We start from the raw sequence: 24,556 nt of genomic DNA, 5'->3' as shown, positions 1-24,556 counted from the left end.
CCTTCTTGCATGCCGCCACAGATAGGATCCTCACACAATCCGACCATTGTTTACCTGACTCTGACGGTCTCCACCCCAGACCGCCGGGCGTCCTCGAAGGAGTCCTGCGTGGCGTCCCCTCGTCGCCGAACACCCCGACGCCGGGTTTGGCCCAAGATCAGGCTCCTGCTCCTCGTCGCGGTGGTCGCCGCCGGCGGCACGGCGCTCTATCCCGTGTGGAAGGCGGCGAACCCGGATCCGCCCGAGCTGAAGGTCCGCTACCGGACCGACACCCCGGCGACCGCGACGGCCGCCAAGCCGTCGCTGGAGGTCTTCAACGACACGGAGAAGCCACTGCCGTTGAGCGATGTGACGCTCCGGTACTGGTTCACCGCGGACGGCGCCGCGTCGTACGCCTTCAACTGTGTCAACGCCGTCTTCGGCTGCTCGAACGTGTCCGGGCGGATCGTCGCGATGGACAAGGCCACCGACACCGCCGACCACTACCTGGAGCTCCGGTTCACGGCCGCCGCGGGCAGCCTGAAGCCCGGCGCCAACAGCAAGGGCATCGACCTCCAGCTCTTCCGCACCGACCACAAGAAGCTGAAGCAGTCCGACGACCGCTCCTTCGACGCGGAGATGACCAGCTACAAGGAGGCGGAGAAGGTCACCGCCTACAAGCGGGGCGTCCTCGCCTGGGGCGAGGAGCCGGACGGCACCAAGGCGAGCGACGAGAAGAAGGCGACGGCGAAGGGCGCCGCGGCCGACCCGGTGCCGGCCCCTCCGGCCGGGGTGCTGTTCGACGACTTCACCTACCAAGGCCCCAAGGACCCGGCCCTGTTCAAGCACGGCTGGCTGGTCCGCACCAGCAAGGGCGGCCCGGGCGTCGAGAACACCTGGTCGGCGGACGGCGTCAGCTTCCCCACCGCCGAGGGCTCCCACGCCGACGGCCAGGTGCTCAACCTGCGGGCGAGCACGGACGGCACCAAGGCCGGGACGAAGCAGGCGAGCCTCGGCACGGCCGCGAGCAAGTTCCGCGACGGCACCTACGCGGCGCGGATCCACTTCAGCGACGAGCCGGCCACCGGGGACAGCGGCGACCACGTCAACCAGACCTTCTACACCATCGGCGGCACGGGCTCGAAGTACAGCGAGCTGGACAACGAGTACATGCCGAACGGCGGCTGGGGCCGGCCCGGACCCAAGCTCGACACCGTGACCTGGTACGACCACAAGAAGAACGACCGGGTCTACGAGACCACGAAGAAGAGCCTCGACACCTGGCACACCGTGCTGATCAGGGTGAAGGACGGCGTCGTCGCCTACTGGCTCGACGGCAAGAAGCTCTTCCTCAGCAACGGCAAGTACGCCCCGCGCGCGGACATGTCCGTGAACTTCAACCACTGGTTCATCGATCTGCCGTTCAAGGGCGACCGCGCCTGGGACATGAAGGTGGACTGGCTCTACTACAACGCGAACGAAACCCTGTCGGCGAAGCAGGTGCAGTCCGCTGTCGAGGACTTCACCGACCAGGGTTTGAACTACTTCGACACGGTTCGGGAGTCCCGGTGAGGAATAGGCGGTCCGGCGCCCACAGGCACGCTGCCGAGGCAACGGAGAACAAGCCGGTGGTGAGCAGGCGCTCCGCTCTGCTGATGGGCGGCACAGGAGGCGTCGCCATGGCCGGCGGCGGCGCGTGGCTCGGCAAGGTGGTGGCGCAGCCCGCCGCCGCCCCGGCCGCCGGGGCAGGCATCGGAGGCCTCACCACGCCTCCCCTGTACGCCCCCTCGGGCCGCCGCCCCAAGTACCGCCGGGCGAGCTGGTCCCAGCAGTTCCAGTCCGGCCACGGCTGGACGCCCGGGGGCGCGGGCACCGCGTCGGCCGAGGCGAACGACAAGACCGTCTTCGTGCGCGGCACCCAGTCGGTCCGGGTGACCACGGGCGGCACCGGCAAGCAGAGTTACGTCCGCAAGACGGGCATGCCTGCGATGAGCCTGACGGGCAAGATGATCCGGCTGGTCTTCCGCGTCGAGGACGTGACGAACCTGGCCAAGCTCGTCTTCTACCTGGGCAGCGGCTCCCTCGCGAACCACTTCGCCTGGACGCACCACGTCCACTCCAAGACCTCGGCCAACTACGTCCAGTCCGGCGAGTGGGTGACGGTCCATCTCCAGTGGGCGGACGTCAACGGGGCGGCCGGCACGTACTCCATCGGCGCCGACGGCAAGCCGTCCACGAAGACCGGCTTCACCGACATGTCGTTCGCCGTGTACGACGACGCGGGCGGTCCGGTGACCTACCGGCTCCAGGCCGTCGAGCTGATACCGGACACCGTCTCGGTGTTCCCGAAGGGCGTCGTCTCCATCACCTTCGACGACTCCCACAAGTCGGTCCACGACCTGGCCCGGCCGGTCATGGACCGCTACGGCTTCCCCGGCACGGTCTACAACATCGCCGACGCCATCGGCACCGGCAGCTTCCTGACGCTGGGCCAGATGCGGTCGATGCAGGACTTCTCCGGCTGGGAGATGGGGGGCCACTCGTACGCGAACGCCGTCCACACGGCCAGCTACCCCAAGCTCACCGCCGAGCAGGCCGACGACGACTTCCGCAAGCTGCGCGAGTGGCTGGTGTCCAACGGCTTCACCAGCGAGCACTTCGCCTACCCGCACGGCGCGTTCCAGAAGACGTCCGACGGGGTCCCGGTCGACCAGATCGCGAGCCGGCACTTCACCACGGCCCGGTCGATCATCTCCGAGACCATCGAGTCGTTCGCCCCGGCGATGCCGTACCGCCTCAAGGCGCTGACGGGCATCAACGACGGCACGGGCATCGGCGGTACGGCCCTTTCGAAGCTGACGGGCGCGGGCGGCCGGCTCGACCGGTGCGTGAACAGCGGCGACTGGCTGATCCTGTGCCTGCACAAGGTCGTCGACGGCGCCCCCGCGACGAGCACCGAGATCGGCAAGGCGGGCCTGGAGACGCTGATGAAGGCGATCGACGACCGGGACATCCCGGTGCTGACGGTCGAGGAGGCGATGGCCTCCTACACCTGAGGCCCGCACGCACCACCCGCACGCACAAGAGAGGGGCGGCCCCCCGGCCGCCCCTCTCTTCGTTCTGCTACGGCTCTACCAGCCGCCCTGCCCGTATCCCTGACCCTGGCCTTGGCCCTGGTGCCACGACGGGTCCTGGTGCGGATATCCGCCCTGCTGCGGGTCGTGGCCCTGGCCCGGGTACTGCTGCTGGTACGGGTCGTGGTACCCGGGGTGTCCGCCCTGCCACTGCTGCTGACCGGCCGGTGCCGGCGACCCCCAGCTCACGCGCTGCTGCGGGACGGCCGCGTGGTGCTCCTCGTGGTAGCCCGGGATCGGCTGCGGCTGGGAGGGGATGCCGTCCGCCGGGCGGGGCCGGGTGCGCAGCGCCACGCCCTCCAGACGCATCAGCTGGAGCGTCTCGGTGACCTTCTTGTCGGAGTACGGGTCCTCTTCCTCGAAGATCTCCGTCACGTCGTGCTCGTGGTCACCGGCCACGGACACCTCGACACCGCCCTGGCGGGTGCCCCAGCTGCCCTTGTGGAGGGTGAACAGGGCGTAGAAGCGCAGCGGGGTCAGCAGGGTCAGCTGGATCACGCCGTAGATCGGCGCGAGCAGGAACATGCCGAAACGCTTTACGAAGCCCATGCCGCGGCGCGGGAAGTCGAGGTAGCGCACATTGCGCAGGTAGCCCATCAGGACCATGAAGACCAGGTAGTCGCCGATGTGGTTGACGAACTGCGCGGGCTTGATGATGGGCAGGATGACCATCGAGTAGAACATCGCCGAGCCGAAGACCAGCCACAGCGCGAGCTCCATGCAGGTCAGCCAGAAGGCCGGCCGGTACTTCTTCTGGTGCCGGAACGCCCACAGCGACTCACGGAAGAAGGACTTGTTCCAGCGCACCTGCTGGCGCAGGAAGTGCGGCAGCTTCTCGGGGACGGCCGTGTAGCCGACGGCGGTCTCCTGGAAGACGACCTGGCCTTCCATCAGGCAGTAGTTGGTCATGCGGCGGTCGTCGCCGAAGACGGCCGGCTTGCCCAGGAACTGCTGGTTGAGGAAGTCCGGCAGGTACTTGCGCACCAGCGTGCCGCGGTACGCGGAGAGTGCGCCGCAGCAGCACAGCACCGACTTCAGCCGCGAGTAGGCGGCCCGCTCGAAGAGGAACGAGTTGCCGTAGCGCAGGTCCTGGAGGCGGGTGAAGATGTTGCTGTCGTGGTTGAGCGCGAGGACCATGCCGGTGGAGGCCATGATCTTCTCGTCGGCCAGCGGCAGCAGCAGCTCGCGCACGGTGTCCCGGGACAGCACGGTGTCCGAGTCGACGCAGAGGAAGATGTCGGAGTACGGGGCGGCCTCGAAGCCCAGCGCCAGCGCCTCGCGCTTGCCCTTGTTCTCGGGCTGGACGCTGACGGTGTACTTGACGCCCTTGGCCTCGAACTCGCGGCGCATCTTCTTCGCCGCCCTGATGCCCGAGTCGTTGGCGCTGGCGTCGTCGATGATGTGGATCTCGTTGGGCAGGCGGCTCTGCGCGAGGAGGCTGCGCATGCCCTGCTCGAACATCACCGGGTCCTCGTTGTAGATCGGGATGACCGCGGTGACCCAGGCGTTCTCCAGGTACTCCAGCTCCTCCCGCCCGGCCTTGGCCGGACGGTAGAAGAGGGCGCCGAACATCTTCAGGGCCAGCAGGCCCATGGCACCCATGGAGTACAGGTGCAGGGAACCGGCGTCGAGCCGGGTGGCGATCAGCGCGGCGAGGCCCAGGAAGACGAAGTACGAGACCTTCAGATGCCGCCGCTTCCGGTGCGCTCGACGCCCACCGGAGTCGACGGCACCGGGTATGAACGTATCTTCGGAAGTCACAGCTTGACCACCCGCGGGTGGTCGGCGGATTTGCCCCGGGTGTCGAAGAGGGCCCGGGCGCGGTCGGCGAGTTCGTCGAGGTCGATCTCGCGGTGCGGCTGGAGCAGGACGGTGAGGTCCGCGGCCTCGGCGGCGGCGAGGTAGTCGTCGGCCCGCTCGACGGGCGCACCGGCGACGTGCCAGTTCTCGACGCGCGGGTCGAAGTAGACGAGTTCGGCGCCGCGGGCGAGGAGGTTCTCCGCGACGGCCAGGGCCGGGCTCTCGCGCTGGTCGGAGATGTCCGGCTTGTAGGTCACGCCGAGCAGCAGCACCCGGGAGCCGCGGACGGCCTTGCCCTGGTCGTTGAGCAGTTCGGCGGCCCGGTTCACCACGTGGACGGGCATCCGCTGGTTGATCTCCTGCGCCAGCTCCACGAACCGGAACGGGATGCCCAGCGAACGCACCTTGTACGACAGGTAGTTGGGGTCGATCGGGATGCAGTGCCCGCCGACGCCGGGGCCGGGGTAGAAGGGCGCGAAGCCGAAGGGCTTGGTGGAGGCGCACCGGATCGAGTCCCACAGGTCGACGCCGATCTCGCGGCAGAACATCGACATCTCGTTGACGAGCGCGATGTTGACGTGCCGGTACGTGTTCTCCAGCAGCTTGGCCATCTCGGCCTCGCGGGTGCCCTTGGCCTCGACGACCCGGTTCACGAACCGCTCGTAGAGGGTGCGGGCGGCCTTGGTGCAGTCGGCCGTGATGCCGCCGACGACCTTGGGCGTGTTCTCCAGGCCGAAGGAGGCGTTGCCCGGGTCGATGCGCTCCGGGGAGAAGGCAAGGTGGAAGTCGATGCCGACCCGCAGGCCCCCCGCCTCCAGGCGCGGCCGGACGACCTCGTCGGTCGTGCCCGGGTACGTGGTCGACTCCAGGACCACGAGCGTGCCGGTGGTGAGGTGGGCGGCGATGTCGTCGACGGCGGCGTGCACCGCGCCGAGGTCCGGGGCGCCGTGGTCGGTGAGCGGCGTGGGAACGCACACGACCACCGCGGCGGCGTCGGCGATGACCGCGGCCTCGTCGACGGCCTCGAAGCCCTGCTCCAGCATGGCGCGCACTTCGGCGTCGGTGATGTCGTCGACGTGTGAACGGCCGGCGTTCAGTCCGTCGACCACCCGTCGGCTGCGGTCGAGACCGACCACCTTCAGGCCCGCGGCAGCGGCAGACCTGGCCAACGGCAGCCCCACGTAGCCGAGTCCGACAACGACAAGATCCACCGCGGAGGATCTGCTCACGACATCATTCCCCAACCCCGTTGCCACGGCGTCGGCCAGACGCAGCAGCAACCGGCCCCCCGAGCAAAAATCGAACAAGTCTGAGGAGGTTAACAAGACCTTCACTTTTTGACCACGTTCACCCTAGGTGCGCCTTGTCACCCACACATCTGTACAACCCTTGACACACTTCGTGTGTCTGGAGCGTCAAGAGCCTCAGAATGAAGGGGTCAGTTCCGCTTCCTGGAGGGGATTCAGATCTCCTGCCAGGCCTCCAGCGCGAGCCCCGGCTCGTCCTTGCGGCGGGTGAGCAGCACCGTCCCGGCCGAGGGTGACAGGGTCACCGCGACCACCTCCTCGTGCTCGTCGAGCGCCACCGACACCGTGGCGTCGGCGGGCAGTTGGGGCCCGGACTCGGTCCACCAGGCACCGGCGGACTCCTGCTCGGTCGGATACGCGGCGAAGGCGACCCGGCCGCTCGCCGACCGCTGCGCGAGCACGGTGCAGTCGTGCCCCTCGATCTCACACCGCACGGCGGAGACCGGGCCCGGCCCCGCGGAGGCGAGGAGAGTGACCGGCTTCTCGCCCGGCCGCCAGACGCACAGGTCTCCGGACAGGTCCGTGAAGAAGAGGGTGGTGTGCTCGGCGGACGTGGCCAGCGCGCGCAGCGTCCCCGCCCGGACGGCCACCTCCACGCCCTCGGTCCGCACCGGCGTCTTCCCGTGCTCCTCCTGCCGCCAGTGCAGAATCCCGCCGGGCACGGAGGCGTACACCTCCACCAGTCCCGACTCCCCCGTGACGGCGGCCAACTCCCCCTCGACATCATGCCCTTCGAGGTCCTGCCAGGGTCCCCAGCCGCCCTTCACCTTCTGGTTGCGCAGGCTCACCCCACCGCCCGCGTTCCGCACGAAGACATAGCCACGCCCCGCGGAGTCGACGGCTACGGCCGGCGGGCCCGTCCGGTCCCCCTTCTTGTCGGGGTGCCCGATCGGGACCCAGTCCAGGGGCGCGAGCCGGGGCCGGAAGTGCGTGGAGTGCACGAGGCCGGACTCGCCCGGCACTGTGGGGCGCCAGGCGGCCAGATGGGCGTACCCGTCGACGCCCTGGCCGACCGCCACGCCCGGGTGCAGCTTCTGGTCGCCGCCGACGGTGCGGGGAGCGTCGTCCCAGGGGCCGGCGGGACCGCGTTCCGCACGGCACAGGACGGCGTCGCCGGAGGGCAGATAGACGGTGAGGCGGCCGTCGCGGCCGCGGATGAGCCAGTCGCCGTTCACCTGTTCACTTTATGCGGCCGACAAGGCCCGGCGCTCCCGCCCGCCCCGGCCTCGCGCCCATCTCCCGTGCGACCCTGGCCACATGAACGCCAACGTGCCTGTCCTGGTCGTCGTGGACGCCGCAAACGTCGTCGGGTCGGTGCCGGACGGCTGGTGGCGGGACCGTCGGGGCGCGGCGGAGCGGTTGCGGGACCGGCTGGCGTCGGAGGGCGTCCCTGCCGTCTCCGGCCCGGTGGAGATCGTCCTGGTGGTGGAGGGGGCGGCGCGAGGCGTGGAGTCCGTGCCCGGGGTGCGGGTCTCTTCGGCGCCGGGCAGTGGCGACGACCACATCGTCGAGGTGGTCGCGTCGGCCGGTGAGCGTTCCGTCCTGGTGATCACGGCGGACCGGGAACTGCGGAGGCGGGTCGGGGAGCTGGGGGCGGACGTGGCGGGGCCGCGGACGGTTCGCCCGTAGGGCTCGGCATCGGCCTGGGGCCGAGGCGTTACGCAACCCGCCGGAGCGGGGCGCCGCTGCTCATCGCCCCCACCGGCACGATGGCCCGCAACGGAGCGGACCCGCACCCGCGTAGGGCGAGAAGGGGACGTGTCGGGGGCTCCGCCCGCAGCGGGTCGGCGCGTCGACGCACAGTCAGTCGGCGTCCGACCCATCGCGCCGTTCCGAGGACGGACCCCCCCGACGCGGCCCCGACCCACATCCACCGCGCAGGCGCAGCCACCCGGCGAACAGCAGACGCCTACGGCGTGCCGCCACCACCCACGCTCGGCTGTTCCTCACCCGCGTCGTGGCGCGCGAGACGGCTGTGGGTGCGGCCGTAGATGAAGTAGACGAGGAAGCCGGCGGCCATCCAGATGCCGAACCGCACCCACGTCTCGGCGGGCAGGTTGATCATCAGCCACAGCGAGGCGCACACCGACAGGATCGGGATGACCGGCACCCAGGGGGTGCGGAAGGACCGGGGCAGGTCCGGACGGCTCCGGCGCAGGATGATCACGCCGATCGCGACGACCACGAACGCGAACAGGGTGCCGATGTTCACCAGCGCGGCGAGCTCCGTCAGCGGCGTGAAACCGGCGAGGATCGCGATGACGACGCCGAGCAGGATGGTCGGCCGGTGCGGCGTCTTGAACCGCGGGTGGACGCGCGAGAAGAACCGCGGCAGCAGCCCGTCACGGCTCATCGCGAAGAACACCCGGGTCTGCCCGAGAAGCAGGATCATGCACACCGTCGTCAGGCCGACCGCGGCACCGAAGCTGATGAAGCCCGCGAACCACGGATGCCCGGTGGCCTTGAACGCGTCGGCGAGCGGGGCGTCGACGGACAGCTCGCTGTAGTGCTGCATGCCGGTGACGACGATCGAGACGAGGACGTACAGCGTCGTGCAGATCACGAGGGAGCCGAGGATGCCGCGCGGCATGTCGCGCTGCGGGTTCTTGGTCTCCTCCGCGGCCGTGGCCACGACGTCGAAGCCGATGAAGGCGAAGAACACGACCGAGGCGGCGGTGAAGATGCCCATCACGCCGAAGTTGGAGGGCGCCCAGCCGAACATGAGCTGGATCAGCGGGGAGTCGAGACTCGCCCCGGCCTCCACGGGCTGCTCCTTCGGGATGAAGGGGTCGTAGTTGTCGCCCTTGATGAGGAACGCGCCCGCGATGATCACGACGAGGACGACCGTCACCTTGATGGCGACGACGACCGACGTGATCCGCGCGGACAGCTTCATGCCGACCACGAGGATGCCGGTCAGGACGAGGACGAGCGCGGCGGCGAGGATGTCGAAGCCGAAGCCGTCGGCGCCCTCACGGCTGCCGAGGGCCGTAGGCATGACCCAGCCCGCGTTGTCCATGAGCGACTGGATGTAGCCGGACCAGCCGACGGCCACCACCGCCGTACCGAGTGCGAACTCCAGAACCAGGTCCCAGCCGATGATCCAGGCGGGCAGTTCACCCAGGGAGGCGTACGAGAACGTGTAGGCGGACCCGGCGACCGGGACCGTGGACGCGAACTCGGCGTAACAGAGGGCGGCCAGGGCGCACGCGACGCCGGCCGCCACGAACGCCAGAGCCGTCGCGGGCCCGGCGTTGTCCTTGGCGACGGTGCCGGTGAGTACGAAGATGCCGGTACCGATGATCACACCGACGCCGAAGACGGTCAGATCCAGCGCGGACAAGGACTTCTTGAGCGCGTGCTCTGGCTCCTCGGTGTCGAGGATGGACTGCTCGACCTTCTTCGTCCGGAAGAGGGTACTGCTCACGGGGTTACCTCCCACGCTCGTCGTCCTCGACATGATCGAGAGGTGGCACCATCCGTATGCCCCGGCACGGACGTATTCACGCCAATGGGCCGGTTCCACCACCCTCATGGTGGGGAAACCGGCCCATTCAGCGGTGTCAGTCGCGCGCGGGCTCCACCGAGTCCACGGCGTCCGCGGCGCTGCGCTCGTAGCGTCCGTCGAGCTTGGCGACCAGGCCGGTCACCTGCCGGGCGATGTCCGGCGCGGTGAGACCGATCTCGGCGAGGACCTCGGCACGGGAGGCGTGGTCGAGGAAGCGGGGCGGGATGCCGAAGTCACGCAGCGGCACGTCGACGCCCGCGTCGCGCAGCGCCTGCGCGACCGCCGAACCGACGCCGCCGACCCGGCTGTTGTCCTCGACCGTGACGACCACGCGGTGCTGCTCGGCGAGCGGGGCCATGGCCTCGTCGACGGGCTTGACCCAGCGCGGGTCGACGACGGTCGTGGAGATGCCCTGCCGGTCGAGCAGGCCGGCGATCTCCAGGCACATCGGCGCGAGGGCGCCGACGGAGACCAGCAGGACGTCGGGCCGGTCGGTGCCGGGCTCGCGCAGGACGTCCATGCCGCCGACACGGCGCACGGCCGGCACGGCGGGGCCGACGGCGCCCTTGGAGAAGCGGACCACGGTCGGCGCGTCGTCGACGGCGACGGCCTCGCGCAGCTGGGCGCGCACCTGGTCGGCGTCGCGTGGCGCGGCCAGCCGCAGCCCGGGTACGACCTGCAGGATCGACATGTCCCACATGCCGTTGTGGGAGGCCCCGTCGGTGCCGGTGACACCGGCCCGGTCGAGCACGAAGGTGACGCCGCACTTGTGCAGGGCCACGTCCATCAGCACCTGGTCGAAGGCGCGGTTGAGGAAGGTGGCGTACACGGCGAACACCGGGTGCACGCCGCCCGTGGCCAGGCCGGCCGCGGAGACGGCGCCGTGCTGCTCGGCGATGCCGACGTCGTAGACCCGCTTGGGGAAGCGCTTGGCGAACTTGTCCAGGCCCACCGGCTGGAGCATGGCGGCCGTGATGGCGACGATGTCCTCGCGCTCCTCGCCGAGCTTGACCATCTCCTCGCCGAAGACGGAGGTCCAGTCGGCGCCGGAGCTGGCGATCGGCAGGCCCGTGTCGGGGTGGATCTTGCCGACGGCGTGGAAGCGGTCCGCCTCGTCCTGGAGGGCGGGCTGGTAGCCGCGGCCCTTCTCGGTGAGGCAGTGCACGATGACCGGCCCGCCGAACCGCTTGGCCTTGGCGAGCGCGGACTCCAGGGCCTCCAGGTCGTGTCCGTCGATCGGCCCGACGTACTTCAGGCCGAGGTCCTCGAACATGCCCTGCGGGGCGATGAAGTCCTTCAGCCCCTTCTTGGCGCCGTGCAGGGTGTCGTAGAGCGGCCGTCCGACGACGGGCGTGCGCTCCAGGACCTCCTTGGTGCGGGCGAGGAAGCGCTCGTAGCCGTCGGTGGTGCGCAGGGTCGCCAGGTGGTTGGCGAGGCCGCCGATGGTCGGCGCGTAGGAGCGCTCGTTGTCGTTGACGACGATGACGAGCGGGCGGTCCTTGGCGTCGGCGATGTTGTTCAGCGCCTCCCAGGCCATGCCGCCGGTCAGCGCGCCGTCCCCGATCACGGCCACGACGTGGTCGTCGCGCTCGAGGATCTGGTTGGCCTTGGCGATGCCGTCGGCCCAGCCGAGGACGGTCGAGGCGTGCGAGTTCTCGATGACGTCGTGCTCGGACTCGGCCTGCGAGGGGTAGCCGGACAGGCCGCCCTTCATCTTCAGCTTCGAGAAGTCCTGACGGCCGGTGAGCAGCTTGTGGACGTAGGACTGGTGGCCGGTGTCCCAGAGCACCTTGTCCTTGGGCGAGTCGAAGACCCGGTGCAGGGCGATGGTGAGCTCCACCACGCCGAGGTTGGGGCCGAGGTGACCGCCGGTCTTGGAGACCGCTTCGACAAGGAAGCTCCGGATCTCCTCCGCCAGCTGGTTCAGCTCCTCCAGGTTGAGCCGGTCCAGATCGCGCGGTCCCCTGATACGGGTCAGCAGCGGCACCCGTGCCTCCTTGCAGTAGAGCTGTTGCCGGGCTTGTCGAGTCTAATGTTCCGCCTTCGCGGGCGGCGCCGAGGCTGTGCGTCGTACGTCACGCGTTCGGCTGTACCCATGTTGTGCCACACCTACGACACAGCTGTGCCCGGTACCGGGGAGGTACCGGGCACAGGTGGTTCCGCGGGGCTACGCGCGCCCTGCGGTCTTCTGCGTCTTGCGGGTGACGGCGTCGATCACGACCGTGGCCAACAGCACACCACCGGTGATCATGTACTGGACCGGAGAGGCGATGCCCTCCAGCGCCAGTCCGTACTGGATCGACACGATCACCAGCACACCGAGCAGCGCGTTCCAGGTGCGTCCACGGCCGCCGAACAGCGACGTGCCGCCGATCACCGCCGCGGCGATCGCGTTCATCAGCAGGTCACCGCCACCGGCGCCCTGGTTGGCCGCGGCGATCTTCGAGGCGATGAACAGGCCGCCCACCGCGGCGAAGGTGCCGGAGATCGCGAACACCGAGATCCGGACCATCTCCACGTTGATACCGGCACGGCGCGAGGCCTCGACGCTGCCGCCGAGGGCGAACACCTTCCGGCCGTAGGACGTGCGGCGCAGCACGAAGTCCGTGACCAGCAGCACCACGATGAAGATCACCACGGCGAGCGGCAGGCCCTTGTACTGGTTGAAGACGATGGCCACGGCGAAGGCGAGCACCGCCAGCAGCGCGGTCCGCACGATGGTCTCGCTCAGCGGCCGCGACGGCACGCCCGCGGCCTCGCGGCGCCGGTTGCCGAGGAAGGAGCTGAGGAAGAACCCGGCGGTCACCACCGCGGCCAGGCTGTACGCCGCGGCCACGTCGGAGAAGTAGTAGCTGGTCAGCTGGGCCACGACCCCGTCCGGGTCGAGGTTGATCGTGCCGTTGTCGCCCAGGATCTGGAGCATGAAGCCGTTCCAGAACAGCAGACCCGCCAGGGTGACGGCGAACGCGGGGACGCCGATCTTCGCGAAGAAGAAGCCGTGCAGCGCACCGGCGACCGTGCCGGTGAGGATGGCCAGCGCGAAGGCGAGCCACTCGTTCATGCCGTTGGTGACGTTCAGCACCGCGAAGCTGGCGCCCGCGACACCGGAGACCGAGCCGACCGACAGGTCGATCTCGCCGAGCAGCAGCACGAACACGATGCCGACGGCGATCATGCCCGTGCCGACCATGGCCACGGACATGTCGGACAGGTTGCCCGCGGTGAGGAAGTTGGAGTTCAGGCTCGTGAAGATGAGCCAGATGATCGCCAGGCCGATGACCACCGGGATGGAGCCCAGGTCACCGGACTTCATCTTCCGCTTGAACTCGGTGACGTAGCCGGCGAGGCCCTGCTCACGCACCAGCAGCCGGGGGTCGACGACCGTGACGGCGGCCTTGGCCGCCTCGGGGTTCTCCACGACGTGGTCGTCCGGAGCCGCGGAGGTCTTGTCGATGCTCACTTGGAACCCTCCCCGTTCGTGCGCGCCGCACGGCGGGTCACGGCGTTGTCGGTGGCGCCGGTGATGGCGGAGATGATCTCTTCCTGCGAGGTCGACTTGACCTCGAAGACGCCGTTGTTGCGCCCGAGACGCAGTACGGCGACCTTGTCCGCGACGGCCTTCACATCGGCCATGTTGTGGCTGATGAGGATCACGGCGTGGCCGCGCTCGCGCAGTCGCTCGACCAGGTCGAGGACCTGCGCGGTCTGCTCGACGCCGAGGGCGGCGGTGGGCTCGTCGAGGATGACCAGCTTGGGCTCGCCGAGCATGGAACGGGCGATGGCCACGGTCTGGCGCTGACCACCGGAGAGCGAGGCGATCGGGATGCGCACGCTGGGGATGCGGATCGACAGCGTGTCGAGCAGCTCGCGGGAGCGGCGCTCCATCTCCACCTCGTCCAGGACACCGCGCTTGCGGATCTCCCGGCCCAGGTAGAGGTTGCCGACGACGTCGATGTTGTCGCAGAGCGCGAGGTCCTGGTAGACGGTCGCGATGCCCAGGTTCTGGGCGTCGTGCGGCTTGCTGATCTGGACGGACCTGCCGTCCCATTCGATGACGCCCTCATCGATGGGGTGCACGCCGGCGATCGTCTTGACCAGCGTGGACTTTCCGGCTCCGTTGTCGCCCACCAGGGCGACCACCTCACCGGCGTGGACCTCAAGCTCTACGTCGGTGAGCGCCTGAACGGCACCGAACCGCTTGGAGACCCCGCGCAACGCCAGCACGGGCGTAGCGGACACGTGAACCATCTCCTTCGCCGCCTGACCCGGCGGGAGGTTGTGCAGAAGTGTGGGAGAAGTGATCCGTCCGGCGCCCCGCGGAGCTTGCGGGGCTGATGTGGCGGGGCGCCGGAGGAACTCGGGGGCAGCCGGTCCCCGCACGGAGCCACGGGAGTCCGTGCGGACTCCCGTGCCTCTCAGGGGACTTGGCGGCTGCTCTACTTGAGGCCGATCTTGTCGCACGCGGCCTTGTACTTGCCGGTGCAGATCTCGTTCACGGTGTAGATGCCGTCCTTGATGACGGTGTCGTTGATGTTGTCCTTCGTCAGCGAGACGACCGGGACGAGGACGGAGGGGATGGCCTTGGTGGTCGGGCTGTCGACCTTGTCCTTGGCGATCGAGTCGAGCGACTTGCCCTGGGCGAGGGCGACGGCCATCTCGGCCGCGACGTCCGCCTCCTGCGGGTAGGGCTTGTAGACGCTCATGTACTGCTCACCGGTGACGATGCGCTGCACACCCGCGAGTTCGGCGTCCTGGCCGGTGACCGGGATGTCGGCGATGCCGGCGGCCTTCAGGGCGGTGATGATGCCGCCCGCCATGCCGTCGTTGGCGGAGTAGACGCCGACGATCTTGTCCTTGCCGAGGGCGGAGATGGCGCCCTCCATGTTGGAGTTGGCGTTCTCCGGCTTCCACTCCTTGGTGTCGTACTCGCGGCCGATCTTCACCTTGCCGTCGAGAACGGAGTGGGCGCCCTTCTTGAACTGGGCGGCGTTCGGGTCGGTGGAGGACCCGTTCATCATGACGATCTGGCCGTCCTTGGCCTTGTCGCCCAGCGCCTTCAGCAGGGCCTCGCCCTGGGTCTTGCCGACGGTCTCGTTGTCGAACGAGGTGTAGGCGTCGATCGGGCCCTCGGCCAGGCGGTCGTAGGCGACGACGGGGATGCCGGCGTCCTTGGCCTTCTTCACCGAGCCGGCGATGGCCTTGGAGTCCACCGCGTCCACGATCAGCACGTCGACCTTGTTGGTCACCATCGTGTCGACCTGCTGGTTCTGCGTGCTGGCGTCCTGCTTGGCGTTGGCGTAGACGACCTCGCCCTTGCCGTTGGTGAGTTCCTTGACCTTCTTCTCGATGAGCACCCGGTCGAACTTCTCGTAACGGGCCGTCGCGTTCTCCGGAAGGAGCAGGCCGACCTTGATGTCGTCGCCCTTCTTGGCGGACCCGGTGGAGTCGGCGTTGTCGCCCGACTCCTTGGCGCTGCCACAGGCAGCAAGCGAAACGGCCATCGCACCGGCGGCAACAGCAACAGCGGCGCGACGCATACGCGTGTTCACTTCAGAAACCTCCCTGACGAGGCCGCGACATTGCGGCCGAGGTGGCTGGAAGTCAACTCGGCCACACGTGCGACGTCAAGAAGTAAATCCTTAACGAGATGGCAACGGTGCCATCCGTTCTCTAAGTGAAGGCAGGGGTGACTGCCTGCAGTGCCCCTGGAGCAGTGCCGTCCAAAAGGGTCGAATCACCCATCTCACTGAGGGCGAGAGCGAGCGCTCCGAGCACTTCCGCACGGCCGCCGAGGGCACCGGGGAGAACGGACAACTGGCGTGCCGCACTGGGGATGGCGTAGCGGCCGACGGACTCCCGGATCGGCCCGAGCACCAGCTCACCGGCCTCGGCGAGATCACCACCGAGGACCACACGGCTCGGGTTCAGCAGGTTGCAGAGATTGGCCACTCCACTGCCGATGTGGCGGCCGACGTCGGCGATCACCCGACGGCAGCCCGGGTCTCCGTCCCTGGCGAGCCGTACGACGCCTTCCATGGTCAGGTCGGTGCCGTGACTGGACTGGAGCAGCGGGAGCACGTAGCGCGCGGCCGCGAAGGTCTCCAGGCAGCCGCGGTTGCCGCAGCGGCAGACCGGGCCGGATTCGTCGAGTGTAATATGTCCGATTTCTCCGGCAGTGCCGCCAGGGCCGCGGTAGATCTTTCCGCTGATCACCAGGCCGGCGCCGACGCCGCTGGCCACCTTGATGTAGGCCAGGTCGCGGACGCCCCGGCCGCTGCCCCAGACCATCTCGCCGAGGGCGCCGAGGTTGGCGTCGTTGTCCACGTGCACGGGGACGCCGAGGCGGCCGCGCAGCTCCTCGGCGGGCTTGGTGCCGGTCCAGCCGGGGAGGATCGCGGTCGAGCCGAGGGTGCCGGACTCGACGTCGATGGGGCCGGGGACGCCGAGCCCGACGCCGGCGATCTTGGAGCGGTCGACGCCGGTGGCCTCGATCAGGCGGGTGACCAGCTGTTCCGCGCGGTCGAAGCCCTGGGTGGACGAGGCGTCCACGTCCAGGGGCTCGGATTCCTCGGCGAGCACCTGGTGGGCGAGGTTGCCGATGGCGACACGGAGATGGGTGTGGCCGAAGTCGACGCCGATCACGATGCCGGCGTCGCCGCTCAGCGACACGCTGCGGGCCCTGCGGCCGCCGGCGGAGGTCGGTGTGACCTCGACGGTGCCGCCGTCCTTCAACTCCCGCACGATGTTGGAGACCGTCGCCGCGGACAGACCTGTGGTCCGCGCGATCTCGGCCTGGGTGAGGGAGCCCGCCAGGCGCACGGCACGTACGACCCGCTCCAGGTTGGCTCGGTGCAGCGATGACTGCGACCCCGGAGTCTCCACGACGACCTCCTGCGCACGGGGCCGCTTCGATGAGACCCCGTCTATGTCCAACTAGTGAACTCTAAGCTGAGCCGTTCGGGTTGCCTCCCGTCAAGAGGTTGAACTGATTCCGGGGTGTGCGCGGGCCGTCGCGGAGCGCTATGTGGGGGTACGCGCTTTCTGCCTGCGCGGCTGCTCAGGGGTACGCGTAGCCCCCCGCCGGTGGTGGGTCGGGGCCGCGCCGGGGGGTGTCCGTCCTCGGAACGGCGCGATGGGCTTGTTCACCGACTGACTGGCGTCGACGCGCCAACCGCTGCGGGCGGACACCCCCCGACACGTCCCCTGCTCGCCGTACGCGGGTGCGGGTGCGCTCTGCCCGAGCTGCGCACCCACCCGCCCCAGCCCCGCCGGCTCGGGCTACTTCAGCGCACCAGCCGTCAGACCCTGCACCACCTGCCGCTGGAAGATGATGTACGCCGCCAGGACCGGCAGCATGGCCATCACCAGGCCCGCGAAGAGGCCAGACCAGTCGCCCTTGTAGCCCTGGCTCACCGCCAGCTGGACCAGGCCCTGGGTGAGGACCCGCTTGTCGGGGTCAGTGTTGAGGACCGTCGGGAGCATGTACTGGTTCCACTGGCCCAGGAAGTTGAAGATGCCGACGCTGATCAGGCCCGGCTTGGCCATGGGGAGCATGATCTGGAAGAACGTGCGGCTGTGGGACGCGCCGTCGACGAACGCCGCCTCCGCCACCGAGCTGGGCAGGGTGCGGAAGAACGCCGTCAGGAAGAACACCGTGAACGGCAACGAGTAGGCGATGTAGACCAGGATCAGGCCGTGGATGGTGTTCAGCAGGCCCATGTTGTTCACGACATAGAACAGCGGGACCAGCGCGAGCATGATCGGGAAGCTCATGCCGCCGATGAACAGGTAGTAGATGAAGCGGTTGCCCGGGAAGTCGAAGCGGGCCAGGACGTAGGCCGCCATGGAGCCCAGGACCAGGGTGCCGATGAGTGAACCGCCCACCACGAGGACCGTGTTGAGGAAGTAGTCGCTCATGTTGGCCTGGGTCCACGCCCGCGACCAGTTGTCGAAGTGCAGGGAATCCGGGAGCGACCAGGGGGAGCTGAAGATGGAGCGGTCGTCCTTGAAGGACGTCATGACCGCCCAGAGCAGCGGCAGGACCACCATGATCGCCCAGATGACCAGGACGCCGTGGGAGAAGACGTTGAGGACCCTGCCCTCCTTCTTCTCCTTCACGGGTGCGGGCGGTGGGACGTCGGTTTTCGTGAGGGGGGCGCCGGACTCGGCCGGGAGGGGAGCGGGGGTTTCGGTCGTCTTCATCGATCAGTACTCCAGCCGCTCGCGACGGCCCAGCCGCATCACCACGGCGGCGAAGGCCAGCGTGACGACGAGCAGGGCGACACCGATGGTGGTGGCGTAGGCGGCCTGCCCGTCACGGAACGCCTTCTGGTACACGTACAGGACCATGACGGTGGTCGAGTAGTCGGGACCGCCCGGCCCGGTCGTCATGATCTGCACGACCGCGAACGACTCGGCGCCCAGGGCGAGGATGCCCATGTAGACCCAGCCGGACTGCACGGTGTCCCACAGCAGGGGCAGGGTGATCCGGAAGAAGGTGGTGACGCGGTTCGCGCCGTCCAGGAGCGCGGCCTCGTACATCTCCCCCGGGATGGAGGCCATGCCTGCGGAGAAGAGGACCACGAAGAAGCCGACCGTGGACCAGACGAGGACCCCCATCACGGCCCACAGCGCCAGGTCGGGGTCGCCCAGCCACAGGGGCTGGACGTCACCCAGGCCGATGCCGCGCAGGAGCGAGTTGATCGCGCCGCTGTCCGGGTTGTACGCGAACGCGAACAGCAGCGCGACGATGGCGATCGAGAGGACCTGTGGGAAGAAGTAGACGATTTTGTAGAACGAGGAGCCTCGGACACCGGTGACCACCGGGCCGTTCCTTCTCTTTCTGCCGCCCACATTGATCATGAAGGCGAAGAACAGCGCGAGGCTGATCGTCACCACCGGCAGCAGGAGGGCGAACAGCAGGCTGTGCTGCAACGACTTCCAGAAGATGTCGTCGTCGAGCATGCGGCTGTAGTTGTCGAAACCGACCATCTTGAATTCGGGGCTCAGGCCGGTCCAGTCCGTGAACGAGTAATAGATGGACTGGATGAACGGCCAGACCACGAAGAGCGCGTACAGTCCCAGGGGCAACGCGAGGAAGCCCACGATGAACCGGTACTTGCCGTGCTGCATCGCCACTCCGGTGCCGTTGCGGAAATCGGGTTTCCGGTGCCGTTACTGGTGCTTGTAGTGCTTGATGGAGGAGTCCTTGGCCGCCTCGTCGGCAAAGCCCTGGATCTTTTTGATGGCCTCGGCCGGGGTGAGGCGGCCGGCCATCATCTCGCCCAGACCGGACACCCCGATCTTCTCCTTCTGCAACTGCACGTACCAGTCCTGGAGACGGGGGTTCACCACGTTCTCGCCGGCCTTGTCCAGCGCCGCGACACCCGATTTCAGGCCGGGGGTGAGGGCGACGCCGTCGGTGCCGCCGTTGTACGCGGTCAGCGACTTCACCTTGCCGGTGAAGTTCTTCGAGGAGGCCTCGCTGAGCATGATGCGCAGTTGTTCCATGCCGCCGGCGGCGTTCTTGGCCTTGGCCGGGACGATGAACGGCTCGCCGCCGGAGGCCCAGATGGTGCCGAAGGGCAGCTTGTCGGAGGAGTCGAGGCCGGTGGGCGCGGAGACGGCCAGGTCGAAGTCCTCCGGGATGACGTTGGCCGACTCGTTCTCCACCCAGGAGCCGTTCGGGATGAACAGCGCCTTGCCCTCGGCCCACGCGGTCTGCGACTGGATGTGGTCCAGGCCCGGGGTGCCCTTGAGGACGTAGCCCTTCTTGTAGAGCTCGTAGTACGCGTCGAAGCAGGCCTTGACGGCCGGGTGCTTCCAGGCGTTCGGCTCCAGGTTGTCGATCGCGTCGAGGACCTCGCGGCCGCCGACCTTGCCGATCATCGGGTAGAGCGAGAAGGGGAGGTAGTACGGGTATTTGCCCGCGTACGTCCAGCCCGCCATGCCCTTCTTCTTGGCCTTGGCGCAGACCGCGAGCATCTGGTCCCAGGTCTCGGGGTACTGCTCGTCGAGCGAGTCCAGGGCCTTCTGCGAGTACCAGACGCCGTACACGGTGTAGGCGTAGTACAGGATCCAGACCTTCTCGCCGTCGAACTGGCCCATCTCCACGATGCCTGGGCGCAGCGTGTCGCGGACCTTCTTGCCCGGGTCGTCGTAGGAGGGCGCGTCCAGCAGCGGGGTGAGGTCGGTGAGCTGGTTCTTGCCGACCAGGACGCCCATGTCCATCTGCTCGGCGCCGGAGTTGTCGATGAGGTCCGGCGGGGTGCCCTGGTTGAAGCGGGGCTGGAGCGTGGACTGGATCTTCTGGGTGGCGGAGAACTTCACCTTGACCTTGGGGAAGTTCTTCTCGTAGATCTTCACGGCGTCCTCGGCGTACTCCTTGCCGAAGCCGCCGTCGAACAGGACGAATTCCATATTGGCCGTGTCGTTGACGGCGAGCGGGTTCTTCGCGGTCTTCTTGCCGGCCTTGGCCTTGTCCCCGCTGTCGTCGCCGCCACTGCTGGCGCAGGCGGTCAGGAAACTCATGGTGGGGACGGAGATCAGCCCGAGCGCGGCAGACCTTTTGATCAGATCACGGCGGCCGACACCTTCGGTGCCGTGGTTCTCGGCGGAAGTGGATCCCATGCTCAAGTCCTCGCCTTCTCCAGGACTCAGGCGGTGAACCGGATCCTTCCCGGCACCGCGATCGGGTCACGCTGGGTCGTGCAGGAAAGTGCGGGTGGTGACGTGCGGGCGCTGACGTGCGGATCGTGTGAAGCGTCCGACAGGTATAGTCCACTTCCCGCCAGCGGATCAAGATCGAACACAAGGTTGGCCGTGGGTCTTATCCGAGTTGAGACCTCGCGGAAGTATGAGCGGCCTGTGGGTTCTCCGCCGGAAATATCCCGGCCGCCGCGCCCGAATGCCACACGCAACACCCTTGACACTCCGCACCACTTGGGCAACTACTGGTCCTTGCGCATCGAAGGTGACAACGTTGTCCACTGCGCAGGGAGGGTACCCGTTGATGCAGCGGAAAGCTCGGCACAGATGGGGATCGGCGGTCGTGTCGGCGACCGCCTTCGCTTTGGCCCTGGGCTCACAGGGCGTTGCGGTCGCACTGCCCGAAGCCCCCGAGAGCCCCGACCGGAAGTTCGCGTCCTCGTTTGAGGCGGACGACCCGGTTCCGGACTGGCTGAACACCGTCGACACCGCCCCCGACGGCGGCAAACGGGCCTCGGGTGTCGACGGCGGCTACAGCAGTGGCATACCGGGCAATGTGACGGACCGTGTGACGGATGTCCGGGCGGGCGCCGAGAACACGGGCGGCGGCGAGGTGAAGGAGAATCTCGTCGACGGCGAGCCGAGCACCAAGTGGCTCGCCTTCGAGCCCACCGGCTGGGCCGAGTTCGACTTGGACAAACCAGTCAAACTGGCGCGTTACGCGCTGACGTCCGCCAACGACCACGACGAGCGCGACCCCAAGGACTGGACCCTGAAGGGCTCTGCCGACGGCAAGGACTGGAAGACCCTCGACAGCCGCTCCGGCGAGTCCTTCTCCGAGCGGTTCCAGACGAAGACGTACGACCTGGCCGAACCGGGCGAGTACCGGCACTTCCGGCTGGACGTCACCGCGAACAACGGCGGCGACATCCTCCAGCTCGCCGACCTCCAACTGTCCACCGGCGGCACTGACGGGCCCGTCCCGCAGGACATGCTCTCCCTGGTCGACCGCGGCCCGAGCGGCTCCCCCACCGCCAAGGCGGGCGCCGGGTTCACCGGAAAGCGTGCCCTGCGTTACGCCGGCCGCCACACCGCCGACGGGCGGGCGTACTCGTACAACAAGGTCTTCGACGTGAACGTGGCCGTCGGCCGGAACACGCGGCTGGCCTACCGGATCTTCCCGTCGATGGCGGACGGCGACCTCGACTACGACGCCACGAACGTCTCCGTCGACCTCGCCTTCACCGACGGCACCCAGCTGAGCGACCTGCGCGCCACCGACGAGCACGGCTTCCCGCTGACCCCGCAGGGGCAGGGCGCTGCGAAGATCCTCTACGTCAACCAGTGGAACGACGTGGCCTCGCGGATCGGGTCGGTGGCGGCCGGGAAGACCGTGGACCGGATCCTGGTGGCGTACGACTCCCCCGAGGGGCCGTCGAAGTTCCGGGGCTGGCTGGACGACGTGACCATCGAGTCCGTCGCCCCCGAGCGGCCGAAGGCGCACCTGTCGGACTACGCGGTGACGACCCGCGGCACCAACTCCAGCGGCGGCTTCTCGCGGGGCAACAACTTCCCGGCGACGGCGGTGCCGCACGGGTTCAACTTCTGGACGCCGGTGACCAACGCGGGCTCGCTCAGCTGGCTGTACGACTACGCACGTGCGAACAACGCGGACAACCTGCCGACGATCCAGGCGTTCAGCGCGAGCCACGAGCCGAGCCCCTGGATGGGCGACCGGCAGACCTTCCAGGTGATGCCGTCCGTCGCCGCCGGCACTCCGGACCTGGGCCGGGAGGCCCGGGAGCTGGCCTTCCGGCACGAGAACGAGACCGCGCGGCCCTACTACTACGGGGTGCGCTTCGAGAACGGCCTGAAGGCCGAGATGGCACCGACCGACCATGCGGCGGCGCTGCGCTTCACCTACCCGGGCGATGACGCGAGCGTCCTCTTCGACAACGTGACGGACCAGGCGGGCCTGACGCTCGACAAGGACAACGGGGTCGTCACCGGCTACTCGGACGTGAAGTCCGGCCTGTCGACCGGCGCGACCCGGCTGTTCGTCTACGGCGAGTTCGACAAACCGGCGACCGAGTCGGACGCCGCCGGGGTCAAGGGCTACCTCCGCTTCGAGACCGACGACCGGACCGTCACCCTGCGTCTGGCGACCTCGCTGATCAGCATCGACCAGGCCAAGGACAACCTCCGCCAGGAGATCCCGGAGGGCAGGTCCTTCGAGGCGGTGAAGAAGAGCGCCCAGCGGCAGTGGGACCGGCTGCTCGGCAAGGTCGAGGTCGAGGGCGCGACACCCGACCAGCTGACGACGCTGTACTCCAGCCTGTACCGGCTGTACCTGTACCCGAACTCCGGTTTCGAGAAGGTGGGCGGGAAGCACCAGTACGCCTCGCCCTTCTCCCCCATGCCGAAGCCGGACACCCCGACGCACACCGGCGCGAAGATCGTCGACGGCAAGGTGTACGTCAACAACGGCTTCTGGGACACCTACCGGACGACCTGGCCGGCGTACTCGTTGCTGACTCCGTCCCGGGCGGGTGAGCTGGTCGACGGGTTCGTGCAGCAGTACAAGGACGGCGGCTGGACCTCGCGCTGGTCGTCCCCCGGCTACGCGGACCTCATGACGGGCACGTCGTCGGACGTGGCGTTCGCCGACGCGTACGTCAAGGGCGTCGACTTCGACGCGAAGGCGGCGTACGACGCTGCCGTGAAGAACGCGACGGTCGTGCCGCCGAACTCGGGTGTCGGCCGCAAGGGCATGGCCACCTCACCCTTCCTCGGCTACACCAGCACCGAGACCCACGAGGGCCTGTCCTGGGCGCTGGAGGGCTACCTCAACGACTACGGCATCTCCCGCATGGGCCGAAAGCTCTACGAGGAGACCGGCGAGCGGCGCTACAAGGAGGAGTCGGAGTACTTCCTGAACCGGGCCCGGGACTATGTGAACCTCTTCGACGCGAAGGCCGGGTTCTTCCAGGGCAAGGACGCCAAGGGCGACTGGCGGGTCGAGTCCTCGAAGTACGACCCGCGTGTCTGGGGCCACGACTACACCGAGACCAACGGCTGGGGGTACGCCTTCACCGCACCGCAGGACAGCCGGGGCCTGGCGAACCTGTACGGCGGCCGGAAGGGGCTCGGCGACAAGCTCGACGAGTACTTCTCCACCCCGGAGACGGCCTCCCCCGAGTTCGTCGGCTCCTACGGCGGTGTCATCCACGAGATGACCGAGGCGCGGGACGTGCGGATGGGCATGTACGGGCACTCCAACCAGGTCGCCCACCACGCGATCTACATGTACGACGCGGCCGGACAGCCCTGGAAGGCGCAGAAGAACGTCCGCGAGGTGCTGTCCCGGCTGTACACGGGCAGCGCGATCGGGCAGGGCTACCACGGCGACGAGGACAACGGCGAGCAGTCGGCCTGGTTCCTGTTCTCCGCGCTCGGCTTCTATCCGCTGGTGATGGGCAGCGGCGAGTACGCGATCGGCTCTCCCCTGTTCACGAAGGCGACCGTGCATCTGGAGAACGGGCGCGAGCTGGTGGTGAGGGCGCCCCGGAACAGCGCGAAGAACGTGTACGTGCAGGGGCTGAAGGTCAACGGCCGGACCTGGACGAAGACCTCCCTGCCGCACTCGCTGGTCGCCGGCGGCGGTGTCCTGGACTTCGACATGGGCGCGCGGCCGTCGTCCTGGGGCACGGGCGGGCCCGCGGCGCCCGTGTCGATCACCCGCGACGACGAGGTGCCGGCGCCGCGCGCGGACGTGCTGAAGGGTGACGGCGCCCTGTTCGACGACACCTCTGCGACGGACGCGGCGGTGACCTCCGTGGACTTGCCCGTCTCCAAGGGCGCCGAGGCGGTGCAGTACACGCTGACCTCGTCGGCGGACCGGACGAAGGCACCGGCGGGGTGGACGCTCCAGGGCTCCTCCGACGGCACGGACTGGCGGACGCTGGACCGGCGCTCCGGTGAGTCCTTCGCCTGGGACAGGCAGACCCGCGCGTTCTCCGTGAGGTCGCCGGGTACGTACGAGAAGTACCGCCTGGTCCTCGACGGCGAGGCCACCCTGGCGGAGGTCGAACTGCTCTCCTGAGCAGCCGAGTTGGGGGTCC

The 24,556-nt window shown here is 68.5% G+C and carries 16 protein-coding genes; 4 read left to right on the top strand and 12 right to left on the bottom strand.

What is annotated here, in order from left to right:
* The first annotated feature begins 108 nt into the window (after positions 1–108).
* Both AB0G20_RS23330 and AB0G20_RS23325 read left to right on the top strand, forming a co-directional pair.
* Positions 109–1,551, top strand: a complete 1,443-nt coding sequence (locus AB0G20_RS23330) for a cellulose binding domain-containing protein (RefSeq protein ID WP_361305499.1) — start codon at positions 109–111, stop codon at positions 1,549–1,551.
* Between the two features lie 59 nt (positions 1,552–1,610).
* A complete protein-coding gene (locus AB0G20_RS23325; RefSeq protein WP_361305497.1) occupies positions 1,611–3,035 on the top strand; it encodes a polysaccharide deacetylase family protein in 1,425 nt (474 codons plus the stop codon).
* A gap of 75 nt (positions 3,036–3,110) precedes the next feature.
* Here the strand turns inward: AB0G20_RS23325 and AB0G20_RS23320 are convergent, their stop codons facing one another.
* The 3 genes from AB0G20_RS23320 to AB0G20_RS23310 form a co-directional block, all read right to left on the bottom strand.
* Positions 3,111–4,874, bottom strand: coding sequence for a glycosyltransferase (locus AB0G20_RS23320; protein ID WP_361305495.1), 1,764 nt, complete (start codon positions 4,872–4,874; stop codon positions 3,111–3,113).
* Positions 4,871–6,142 (bottom strand): nucleotide sugar dehydrogenase, encoded by a 1,272-nt coding sequence (locus tag AB0G20_RS23315; protein WP_361305493.1) that lies wholly within the window; start codon positions 6,140–6,142, stop codon positions 4,871–4,873. Before AB0G20_RS23315 ends, AB0G20_RS23320 begins: the two co-directional genes overlap by 4 nt.
* A 233-nt stretch (positions 6,143–6,375) precedes the next feature.
* Positions 6,376–7,395 (bottom strand): hypothetical protein, encoded by a 1,020-nt coding sequence (locus tag AB0G20_RS23310; protein ID WP_361305491.1) that lies wholly within the window; start codon positions 7,393–7,395, stop codon positions 6,376–6,378.
* 82 nt (positions 7,396–7,477) lie between these two features.
* Here AB0G20_RS23310 and AB0G20_RS23305 point away from each other — a divergent pair, with 82 nt between their 5' ends.
* Entirely contained in the window at positions 7,478–7,849 is a 372-nt protein-coding gene (locus AB0G20_RS23305; protein WP_361305489.1) for an NTP pyrophosphohydrolase, read from the top strand.
* 280 nt (positions 7,850–8,129) lie between these two features.
* Here AB0G20_RS23305 and AB0G20_RS23300 read toward each other — a convergent pair whose 3' ends face one another.
* The 9 genes from AB0G20_RS23300 to ngcE all read right to left on the bottom strand — a co-directional run bounded on the left by AB0G20_RS23300 (position 8,130) and on the right by ngcE (position 20,357).
* Positions 8,130–9,647: an amino acid permease gene (locus AB0G20_RS23300; RefSeq protein WP_361305487.1), complete on the bottom strand. Its 1,518-nt coding sequence runs from the start codon at positions 9,645–9,647 to the stop codon at positions 8,130–8,132.
* Positions 9,648–9,783: 136 nt separating this feature from the next.
* Entirely contained in the window at positions 9,784–11,715 is a 1,932-nt protein-coding gene (gene dxs / locus AB0G20_RS23295; protein ID WP_361305485.1) for a 1-deoxy-D-xylulose-5-phosphate synthase, read from the bottom strand.
* A gap of 180 nt (positions 11,716–11,895) precedes the next feature.
* The gene (locus AB0G20_RS23290) at positions 11,896–13,188 is read right to left on the bottom strand and encodes a sugar ABC transporter permease (protein ID WP_361305483.1); all 1,293 of its coding nucleotides are present in this window, start codon (positions 13,186–13,188) and stop codon (positions 11,896–11,898) included.
* Positions 13,185–13,976, bottom strand: a complete 792-nt coding sequence (locus AB0G20_RS23285) for an ATP-binding cassette domain-containing protein (protein ID WP_361305481.1) — start codon at positions 13,974–13,976, stop codon at positions 13,185–13,187. Before AB0G20_RS23285 ends, AB0G20_RS23290 begins: the two co-directional genes overlap by 4 nt.
* Positions 13,977–14,164: 188 nt before the next feature.
* Positions 14,165–15,265, bottom strand: coding sequence for a sugar ABC transporter substrate-binding protein (locus AB0G20_RS23280; protein ID WP_361305840.1), 1,101 nt, complete (start codon positions 15,263–15,265; stop codon positions 14,165–14,167).
* A gap of 133 nt (positions 15,266–15,398) precedes the next feature.
* On the bottom strand, positions 15,399–16,610 hold the full coding sequence (locus AB0G20_RS23275; protein WP_185010911.1) for an ROK family transcriptional regulator: 1,212 nt from the start codon (positions 16,608–16,610) through the stop codon (positions 15,399–15,401).
* A gap of 396 nt (positions 16,611–17,006) precedes the next feature.
* Positions 17,007–17,930, bottom strand: coding sequence for a carbohydrate ABC transporter permease (locus AB0G20_RS23270; protein WP_361305478.1), 924 nt, complete (start codon positions 17,928–17,930; stop codon positions 17,007–17,009).
* 3 nt (positions 17,931–17,933) lie between these two features.
* On the bottom strand, positions 17,934–18,860 hold the full coding sequence (locus AB0G20_RS23265) for a sugar ABC transporter permease (protein ID WP_361305476.1): 927 nt from the start codon (positions 18,858–18,860) through the stop codon (positions 17,934–17,936).
* 42 nt (positions 18,861–18,902) lie between these two features.
* Positions 18,903–20,357: an N-acetylglucosamine/diacetylchitobiose ABC transporter substrate-binding protein gene (gene ngcE, locus AB0G20_RS23260; RefSeq protein ID WP_361305474.1), complete on the bottom strand. Its 1,455-nt coding sequence runs from the start codon at positions 20,355–20,357 to the stop codon at positions 18,903–18,905.
* A 382-nt stretch (positions 20,358–20,739) separates the two neighbouring features.
* On the opposite strand from ngcE, the gene AB0G20_RS23255 reads away from it, so the two are divergent.
* Entirely contained in the window at positions 20,740–24,537 is a 3,798-nt protein-coding gene (locus AB0G20_RS23255; protein WP_361305472.1) for a GH92 family glycosyl hydrolase, read from the top strand.
* The last annotated feature ends 19 nt before the right edge of the window (positions 24,538–24,556 follow it).

Source organism: Streptomyces sp. NPDC024017, assembly GCF_040638895.1.
Taxonomy (GTDB): domain Bacteria; phylum Actinomycetota; class Actinomycetes; order Streptomycetales; family Streptomycetaceae; genus Streptomyces.
This window is presented reverse-complemented; position numbering and strand designations above follow the sequence as displayed.